The following is a 9,446-nucleotide window of genomic DNA, read 5'->3' on the forward strand; positions in this document are numbered from 1 at the left end:
CTGTTTGATCTGGTTGAGTCTCGGGAGACTCTTCACGGCTACAAGAGACCATCAGGCCAAGAAACAGACCGAGGACAAGAAACGACTTTCGCATAACGACTCTTTGGTTTGAGTATGTGGTAAAAAGTCTAATCGAGGAATAACCGGGGAAAAACCCCACAAACAACATTTCTTGTTGTCTTTTGCTTATTCACGGAATACATAGAATTCTGGCAATGGTGGTCGCGCCGCCAATGGCTGCTAGTTTTGGAACGCGATGACTCCGGTGCGGCTGAAGCCGCAGGTAACCGTTCCTGAGAGGATGAGTCGTCAGGCTTATAAGGGAACCATAATCGCTTGAGGAGCCTAGTACTGGTAGTCGCCGGCCCGTCTTCCGTGATTTGTCGCAGCGTAACCATTATCCAGAGTTGCCACTGTTCTCACCGCTCTAGCCGGTTGAGGGCGTTGCACCATCGGTGTCACGTTAAGAGGCCGTGGGCGCGGTTTTACGATGCCCGTAATCCGGCTCATGACGTCGAATGCATATTGCACTCGCTGGTCGTGTTCAATCTCAACGCCAGCTTGCTTGAGGTCGTCAATGACCGACAACAAGTCGTAAGTCGCTTTAAATAGGTCTGTCAGGAAACAAAGCGGGACCGCTCTGTTTCGATTTATATTTCTAATCATAATTATCCCCGAACCCCACATGGATACCGAAGTACCGCACGGTTCAATCCATTAACACAGTGCGTCTACCTAACTTAATTGAAACTGACAAATCGAGTTAACGACTTGAGAGAAGTTTTATCGAGGGTTTTTCCCCTAGTGTACGTGAAAGGATCTTTATTGTGGCCAAGTAAGGTCAATGCCTGTGGGAATCCAAGGTTTTGCCATAATTCTTTGCGTGTAACCAAAAAGTAACAATGAAAGCAGTTACTTGGATGGAATGCGGGGGTTAGAGGTAATTCGCGAAATTATGGCCGAGTCTCAATGAATTCTCAATATCTGATGACCGCCGGCCCGCCCTTGCATCTGCATGAGTAAGAGGTTTGCGGCCCAGGAACTTATTAATTTATGGTTATTAATCAATTCAGAAATACGCCGCTCCCAGTGTCACCGAGAGACTTTTAGGGCACGCGTGGCAGCTAAAAAGATTGAACAATGGTTGAGCCGGCGGGGGTGAAGCAATTGTGTGACCCTGCGACCGAGCGTGATCTGGTCCACATTGACGAGGCCCTCAGGTAGCGCTAGGAAGCGCCATGCTTTTATAGGAGGCAATGTGAACAAGTTATACGAAAGTGCTGCTGAGGCCGTTAAGGATATTCCAAGCGGCGTAACAATCATGAGCGGCGGCTTTGGGCTTTGCGGTAACCCAGAAGACCTCATTCGGGCGATTCATGACCGTGGAATAAAAGATCTGACGGTCATCTCGAACAACTGCGGTGTTGATGAGAAGTGTTTAGGGCTTTTACTGGGCTCTCGCCAAATCAAGAAGATGATTGCCAGCTATGTGGGCGAGAATAAAACGTTCGAATCCCAGTTTCTGTCGGGTGAACTTGAGGTGGAGCTCAACCCCCAAGGTACACTGGCTGAGCGTATTCGCGCTGGCGGAGCGGGCATTCCTGCTTTCTATACCCCAACTGGTTTTGGTACCTTGGTCGCCGAGGGCAAGGAAACCCGGGACTTTAATGGTGTGTCGTGTGTGATGGAGCAGAGCCTTACTGCCGATTATGCGCTGGTAAAGGCCTGGAAGGGTGATGCGCATGGTAACCTTATCTTCCGGAAAACCGCCCGAAATTTTAACCCGATGATGGCTACTGCCGCGAAAATTACCATTGCGGAAGTAGAAGAGTTTGTTGGGGCGGGCGAGTTACCTCCTGACGAAATTCACACGCCAGGCATATTTGTGCAGCGGGTTATTAAAGCGAGCGATTACGAAAAACCAATCGAACAGCGCACGGTTACGCAGCGCTAGGAGACCATGATGGCATTATCTCGAGAAGAAATTGTTAAGCGAGTTGCCCTAGAACTACAAGATGGGTTTTATGTCAATTTGGGAATTGGTATGCCGACGCTTGTGGCAAACCACATACCCGAAGGCGTCGACGTTGTTCTGCAGTCAGAAAATGGGCTCTTGGGGATTGGCCCATTCCCGTTTGAAGGTGATGAAGATGCCGACTTGATCAATGCAGGAAAGCAGACAGTGACAACTTTGCCGGGCTCGGCATTTTTCTCCAGCGCTGACTCCTTCGCCATGATTCGTGGAGGGCACATCGACTTAGCCATCCTGGGTGCGATGCAGGTTAGCCAGGAAGGCGACCTTGCCAACTGGATGATTCCCGGCAAGATGGTTAAAGGTATGGGCGGCGCCATGGACTTGGTTGCCGGAGCGAAGCGGGTCATTGTTATCATGACCCACAACAGTAAAAACGGTGACGCAAAACTCTTGAAGGAATGCAATCTTCCGCTTACTGGAACTCACTGCGTTCAGCATGTCATTACCGACATGGGTTGGTTCGATATCACTGAGCAAGATGGTAAGCATCAGCTTGTATTGAAAGAAATCGCACCAGGCGAAACTGTTGAAGGTATCCGAGAAAAAACCGATGCAGAGTTTACGGTAGCCGAAGATTTAGTTCAGATGTGATAGATGCACTGCGAGGCGAAAGTGGGGCGAGGAACCTTACTTTTGGCCCAGCACGCTGTTTAGGTGAGCGTCCCAGTTCACACCAGCCCCAAGTCGATTATGGGTCTCAAGGTGCGTTTGCATCGCTGGCATCAACTCAAGCCGATTCTTAAGAACCTTGGCCTCTGTCTCGCTCAGTAGCTCAAGACCGTTGTCTTCGTTGAAGAGAAGGTCAGAACTCTGCTTATAGCAAACGTGGTTGGCCGCCTGAGGGCTCTCACCATCCGCACATCGGGGAGTCTCGTCTTCATGGCACGAAACCGTGGATGCAATGCAGCGCTTGTCGTCGACAATAATCGAAGCTGAGTTAACGCCTACGAGCATCACCGGTGAAGCCGGTTCGTTGTCTTCGCGCAAGATGCTTTGTCCGACGAAGGCATTAGAGACCTTGATACCCATCATATCGATGAGTGTGGGCGTGATATCAACTTGCGACGCTGGACGGGTTACCACGCCCGGCTCTACGATACCCGGAGCGAGAATCAACATGGGGACTCGGAAGTGCGCCTCGCGCTTGCCAAACTCGGACCGCTTTGACGCTTTCGGGTACATGGCCATGCCATGGTCACCTACAACGACGATCCACGCATCTTTGCCCCATTCCCGCTCGCGGATTTTGGAAACAAAATAACCAATGGCATGGTCGGTATAATAGATTCCACGTCGGTAGTGGTCGTAGGGCTCGCTATCTTCATTCACCTGGAGGTCCGCGGGGAATTCCATGGGATAGTCCCATTGCCACGGGTGGTGATTCGACAAGGTAATCCAAGTTGCCAAAAAAGGCTTCTCGGTCTTGTCCAAACGCTCAATGATTCGATCAGCCATCACTTCATCTGAAACACCCCAGCCAACATGAACATCATCCGGTTGACCGTGGCTTTCGACGCCATGAATGTTTTGAAAGCCGTGCTTTTCAAGAAATGGCCTCTTGCCCGAGTAGGTCGAAGTAAAGGCGCTAAACCAGTGGTTCTGATACCCAGCAGCCTTTAAGATTTGGGGTAAGCACGTAAGGTCCGTTTCAGGCACTCGTTTGTAGATTGGTAAATCACCGAGCGCAGGGTACGAGCTGCAGTGGATAGCAAGTTCACCACGAACGGTTTGCATCCCCGATGCGTAAAAATTCTGTGCTCGGATACCTTGCTTGGAAAGCTTGTCGAATTCGGGAGTCAGGCTCTCTTTTGCGCCATAGGCACCTGATTCGGCTGCCCGAAAACTCTCGGCTTCGATGATGATGATGTTTGGCTTGTGTTCAGCAGCTTGAGCCACGACAGGTTTTTGAACCCATGGTTGGTTCAGGTTACCGGAACGCGTGTAACCGTCCATCGGCGCAAAGAGGCTTCCCATTTTTTGCCCATGAATAATTTTCTGAGGGTTATAGGCAGCATTTCTCATCATTAAACGCTTGGACTCGAGGCGGATAGCTCTGAGCAACAAGTGGTTTTCTGTGGGTGAGCTTACATTCACTCGGTTGATTGTGCCGGCTGAAATCAGCAATGCACCGAGCGCCAAGATGGCGATTTCGTTTCGAGGCGTCCACTTGTTCCATGATTTGGTGATGCCGATGAGAGACAGTAGCGGCACACAGAACCATAGGACGATAACGTCGTAAGGCAACATGCTGTTGACGCTCGATTTGATAGCTCCGAGTTCGCCAATCTGGCCGAGGCTGTAGAGTGCTGCCCAGCTGTGAAAGGCGTCGTAATAGAGCTGGTTTCCGCCCGCTAAGACGATGAGAAAAACAGTTGTCGAGATGAGGAAGGTGCGCCCGAGCCATTTGGGTGCCCAGGTGCGCAGAATTGCGAAGAATCCAAGTAAAGCGATAGCGAAGCCCAGTTCATCGATGAAGGCAGTGACTCCATAACCCGAGTGGGTTCCCAGCCGAACCAGGAATGTTTGGAGGATACAAAAGCCTGACCACCAGAAAATGAATGAAAACGAGCTATTGGAAGCGGTTCCGCGCGCTGCTGCGGGCTCCGCCCCCTCGTCCGGATAGAGTGCAGGATTGTCCATGGTCGCTGAACGCCAGGATGCTATGCTAAAAATCGATTTGCTTTTCATTATCTTTGATGCTCGGTCATTGGGTCTTTATTTTTATGTTCGATGCAATCTTCTAAACTACCGAAGTCGAACATGGTTTCGGCATAGGTCAGTTTCTTCCAATTTGCACCTCCTTAATTCGCTATTGGCCATTTTTTACGTACAAAATCAGAATTACTTGAAGCGGTTCGTTATGAGCCTGCCCTCAAGGGCCGTCTCACCTTGAAGTCAGCAACACTTATGCCAACCTTAAATCGGTCTATGAACCCTGTACCAAAAGCGCTCCATCGCCACGTAAGTTACTGATTTTAGGTAAGGCTTTTAAAGTTCATGACCGTCTGGTGTGAATCAAAAGTGTCACTATTGTCAGGAATTACTGAGGGTGCGAAGCGGGTTTCGCGATTGTACTTATGCGAGTTGAGGATCTGTAAATAGGCTCTTCTCCTGGGTTAACCGGTATTTATAGGCAAGACCAGTATTCGGATGAAAGCTAAATTCAGGGGGTGACGCTTGGTTTAGGCGGCAGGGCTGGCGGCAGCCATTCGGGAGGCATGACCAAGCATCTCAGTTTTTCACTGAAAGCTGAAGTGCTTTTGATTTTCTTTGCAAGCCAAGCAACACCTGCGACTTGAATCTTAATTGGATTGCAGGTGTTGATAGGGTCCGTGACTCCGTAGTCCGGTTCTTGGTCCTCAGCTCGATAGGTTCCAAAAAGCCGGTCCCATATAATCAGCACTTCGCCATAATTCATGTCGAGATACTTTTCATTGGAGCCGTGGTGCACACGATGGTTCGACGGCGTTGCGAAGATGAGGTCGAGTAACGGAAGCTTTCCGATTAGGCGTGTATGTTGCGCGATACCCCAAACGTTGGTGAAAATATTGATGACGATGAAGTGGTAAGGTGAGAGGCCCAGCAAAGGTAATAAATAAAAGGTGGGGCGTGAGAGCAGGGTGGTATCGACGACGAAACCTCTCGAGGCAACGGTCATGTTGTATTCGCTGGATGAATGATGAACATGGTGCATGGCCCAGAAGAAGCCAACCCGATGGGCAATTCTGTGGTCGCAGTACCAAGCCAAGTCATACATTAAAACGCCCAACACCCAGCCGATAGTGCCCCCCGGTAGCTCGAAGACATGACCATATTGATAAATGAAGGCAATGGCAGCGAGGGGCAGCAGGTGCCCCGCTAGAGTGTTGACGGCAAAGGACATCGCCGTAATCGTGAGATTTGCGGCCATATCCTGATTGTCCCACTTGCGGCTGTGATCGAAGAAAGCGTGAGTTATACGCTCTCCGAGCAGGAGCGTCGTGTAGATAGGGATTAGGAACATGTAGGTATTGCCAGCATTTACAAGCTCTCGGAACGTCTCTAAACCGGCATCAAGCATGAATCTCTCCTTCCAGTCAGAGTTGACTGTTAAGTGTTTTTACGGCATGCTTGCAAAATAGTCAACCCTGACTGTTTGTCTTTGGAGGAAAAATGTCTCGGCGACAAGAGAAAGCTGCTCTAACCCGGTCCCAGTTTATACAGGCCACTTTTCAATGCCTTGTTGAGTGTGGCTACCACGGCACAACCACCGTAGCGGTTTGTGAACGAGCTCAGCTGGCGCGAGGCACCATGCTTCACCACTTCCCGACGAAGGAGACGCTGGTGCTTGCCACCCTGGAAGAGGTGTTAATTCGTAGGGTTGACGATTTTCGCAAGGAACTCGAAGGTGCCAATCATGACGACCTACCGGGTTTGGTTAACCATCTCTGGGAAGCATTAAAGGGGCCAACCTTCAGCGCTTGGCTAGAACTCGCGGTCGCTTCCCGGACAGACGCTGTTTTACGTAACGAGTTTCGTAGAGTGATGCAGCGTTTTGAAGAGCTTGTGAGTGTTACGGTTGATTCTATCCTGCCAGCCAAGGCTACCGGCGACATGGACCCTGTCTTGGTTGTTTCGCTGGTTTTCAGTTCGTTAAATGGGCTGGCCCTCGATTTACTCCAGGTAGATCCGGCGATTGTCGAATCAAAGGTTAAACTTTTGATAAGCTGGTTAGAAATTGTGGCAGCAAATATAAATACAACGGCGGTTGCTGATGGGTCGTGCAAGTGATCGTTGTTAAGTTTTTCGCAAAACGAGAATTGATAGTTGATGTGTTAAGGTTTTGGACCTATGAGCGCTGAGCAATCACATAATCCCTTAGAGGAGGCTTTACGGAAGTCTGGTCTGGAGAGGCTTGAGCGACTTTCCAATATGCCAGACATGGATATGCGCCGAGCAATATTCACTGAAGAAGTTTCTTCCCTTGGTGATGTTGCTGCCTTGTGGGCGATAGATGTTCTTGTGTGGTCAGTGGTGAAGGGTGAACGCCCTGCACAACGTGTTTATGATGGGTTGTTTCATCCCAAATTTTTATCGGCAATATTCGACCAAGCAAGAATTACAAGGCTACGAGAACTGGCGATTGTGGAGAGAACCTTCGGTGCCTATCATTGGCTTTCGTGTTCGGATGCCGTGGTCGCAGAGCAGCCCCAGCTTTATGACGGCCCACGCATGGACAGCCCACTTGGAATAAGGCGCGCGAATGCAAGGAGAGCTCAAGGCAAAGCACTCGAGAAGCTACTGCACGATCCCGATCCAGACGTTATCAATAACCTCTTACATTCACCCCACATTACAGAGTCTTTTATTTTAAAGCTTTGCTCAAAACGGCCGGTAGCTGGGAATGTGTTGGTCGTGGTTACGCTGCACGAAAAGTGGTTTTCTAGATATTGCGTTAAGCGTGCTCTTTTACTTAATCCTTCATTTCCTGCCGATTACGCCCATAATTTAATGCTCTATTTAAGCCCAAAAGATTTAGCTGAGTATGCGCGCGAACCGACTCTGAGCGAAGGACTCAGGCTTAGCGCAGGGAGACTCATGCGCGGTTTAAAGAGATAAACGCCAGACGTCGGGATCAGTTGTCACAGTTCTCTAAATTACTGTTTCCCTCGATGGAGATTTCACCACCGACGCCCTGATCGCTTTCGATGCTTGAGAGAAGATCTTGCGCTTCACAGTTTGGAAGGCCGATATTGTCGCTGATAGTGAAATTTTGACCAACGCCTCGGATATTGGCCAATCCTTCGATGGATACTAAACTTCTGTTATCAAAAATCTTAAGCGTTCCGGGTACCAGTTCTAAGTTGATAAGCGCGTCTAGGTTTTCGAGGCTTGAATTATAGCTGATGTCCAGATCTTGATAGTCTTCGCTGTTGAGTCCCACCGAGACCAGGCTCCGGAGCCCATCGACATGGGTGATTAGTGTATTGTTCCAAATTCTAACGCTGCCCCCAACAGAGGTAATGGATTCTAGACCATCAATGGTTTGCAATTTGGGATTCGAACTTACATGCATCATACGGCCGGGTATTTCACGAATAAATCGTAACGCATCGATCTGAGTAATGTCTGGATTTTCCGTAACGTAGAGTTCGTTGCCAATGGTTCGAAGGTTTTCAAGTCCGTCTAAACTCTCAAGGTCTACGGTATTGGTAACCTTGAGGTGTTTGCCGATGTGCTCCAGCGATGAGAGTCCCGCTAGCGAGTTGAGTCCCTGTATTTCATGAATAAAAAGTGATTCGCCGATATGGGTTAGCCTTGGAAGATCCAGTGATTCGAACACCACGCCGTTGAATGTAAGAGACCCAGTGATCTCGCGACAGTTTTCAATCAGCGCCAGTTCTGAGGCAAGTGTGAATAGGTAATTGCCTTCGCAGCGTCCGTTGAGCATGGTGCTGTTCCCAGAGGAATCAGATGGGCTGTTTGAGTCATCGGAATCCGAGGGAACATCACTCTCGATATCTTCATCCAAATCTGCCACGTCGTCGTTTGAGCCCAGGTTGTCCTCGACCTCCACAACCTCGTTTGTAATGTCTCCGGTGTGACCGCCTTGCGCGCATCCCCAAAGCGTCGAACAAAGAAAACTTAGAAGTAGGGCAAGAGGAAAAGAGCTGCAGGCACTCGGTTTGTGGAACATGATCTAAACCTCGTGGGTTGGTGGTTTCGAGGACCACACGTTGCATGTGATGTGCCATTTGCTACAGATCTTAATATGCGTCGAACTTACGGTAATGTCGGACGCATAGCTAAGATGGAACAGCCCAACTGCGCCAAGTTCTTCTACAAGTTTGGCATGTCGAAGTGCATTTTATGTCGTTGAGAATGGGTGTCTGTCTTTAAGGCTCGGACAGTTCGTTACGGCCCTAAGAGTAGCTGTACTTTATCTGCGAATCGCTCGCTCAGTTCAATCTGCCTTTCATGTACATGAAAGGCTTCGCCATCGCGTAACTCTACAGTCTCCCAGTAAGAGTTCAGTGGGATAAACTCCGGACCTGAATTCGTCGTTTGAGTTATCCAGGGGGATTGAGGCGCTTCGGCAGGACCTCCCTGGGAACTGCCAAGGAACGGCATATGGAGGTCTGGGAAGTAGATACTGCTACCTATGCCATGGTGATGGTTGCTCCAGGCCTTCGGTTGAATAGGGTTCGCCCACTGACTCCAGGCCGCGGCGTCCGGTAAGTCGTGAGCGTAAAATGTCCAGTAGGTGAGTGGCTTATTCTCTCGAAGCGCCATGGCATCGACCAACAAGGCTTGGTAGTCAAAAGTCCAGGTCGCGTCATCATGCTCCAGAGTCTCAGTGTATTGGAGATAGGGTGCCTGGCTTAGTGTGGAACTTGTCCAAAGTAGGCTTGCTTGGCACGAGGAGTCTCGC

The 9,446-nt window shown here is 49.7% G+C and carries 9 protein-coding genes; 4 read left to right on the top strand and 5 right to left on the bottom strand.

The features are described from left to right. Window positions 1-345 precede the first annotated feature (345 nt). Window positions 346-666, bottom strand: coding sequence for a hypothetical protein (locus tag HOK28_14240; GenBank protein MBT6434255.1), 321 nt, complete (start codon window positions 664-666; stop codon window positions 346-348). Between the two features lie 592 nt (window positions 667-1,258). On the opposite strand from HOK28_14240, the gene HOK28_14245 reads away from it, so the two are divergent. Both HOK28_14245 and HOK28_14250 read left to right on the top strand, forming a co-directional pair. Continuing rightward, window positions 1,259-1,954: a CoA transferase subunit A gene (locus tag HOK28_14245; protein ID MBT6434256.1), complete on the top strand. Its 696-nt coding sequence runs from the start codon at window positions 1,259-1,261 to the stop codon at window positions 1,952-1,954. A gap of 9 nt (window positions 1,955-1,963) precedes the next feature. After that, on the top strand, window positions 1,964-2,626 hold the full coding sequence (locus HOK28_14250; GenBank protein ID MBT6434257.1) for a CoA transferase subunit B: 663 nt from the start codon (window positions 1,964-1,966) through the stop codon (window positions 2,624-2,626). A gap of 36 nt (window positions 2,627-2,662) precedes the next feature. On the opposite strand, the gene HOK28_14255 is transcribed toward HOK28_14250, so the two are convergent. Both HOK28_14255 and HOK28_14260 read right to left on the bottom strand, forming a co-directional pair. Then, window positions 2,663-4,723: an LTA synthase family protein gene (locus HOK28_14255; protein ID MBT6434258.1), complete on the bottom strand. Its 2,061-nt coding sequence runs from the start codon at window positions 4,721-4,723 to the stop codon at window positions 2,663-2,665. A 475-nt stretch (window positions 4,724-5,198) separates the two neighbouring features. Beyond that, a complete protein-coding gene (locus HOK28_14260; GenBank protein MBT6434259.1) occupies window positions 5,199-6,095 on the bottom strand; it encodes a sterol desaturase family protein in 897 nt (298 codons plus the stop codon). A gap of 92 nt (window positions 6,096-6,187) precedes the next feature. Between HOK28_14260 and HOK28_14265 the strand changes: the two genes are divergently transcribed. Further along, window positions 6,188-6,805 carry a TetR/AcrR family transcriptional regulator gene (locus HOK28_14265; protein MBT6434260.1) on the top strand — a complete coding sequence of 206 codons (618 nt, stop codon included), beginning with the start codon at window positions 6,188-6,190 and terminating at the stop codon, window positions 6,803-6,805. Window positions 6,806-6,865: 60 nt separating this feature from the next. Continuing rightward, a complete protein-coding gene (locus HOK28_14270; protein MBT6434261.1) occupies window positions 6,866-7,633 on the top strand; it encodes a hypothetical protein in 768 nt (255 codons plus the stop codon). Between the two features lie 16 nt (window positions 7,634-7,649). Here HOK28_14270 and HOK28_14275 read toward each other — a convergent pair whose 3' ends face one another. Both HOK28_14275 and HOK28_14280 read right to left on the bottom strand, forming a co-directional pair. Further along, window positions 7,650-8,711: a hypothetical protein gene (locus tag HOK28_14275; GenBank protein ID MBT6434262.1), complete on the bottom strand. Its 1,062-nt coding sequence runs from the start codon at window positions 8,709-8,711 to the stop codon at window positions 7,650-7,652. Between the two features lie 218 nt (window positions 8,712-8,929). Beyond that, a partial coding sequence (locus HOK28_14280) for a hypothetical protein (GenBank protein ID MBT6434263.1) occupies window positions 8,930-9,446 on the bottom strand: 517 nt, incomplete at its 5' end.

It is taken from the genome of Deltaproteobacteria bacterium (assembly GCA_018668695.1).
GTDB lineage: Bacteria > Myxococcota > XYA12-FULL-58-9 > XYA12-FULL-58-9 > JABJBS01 > JABJBS01.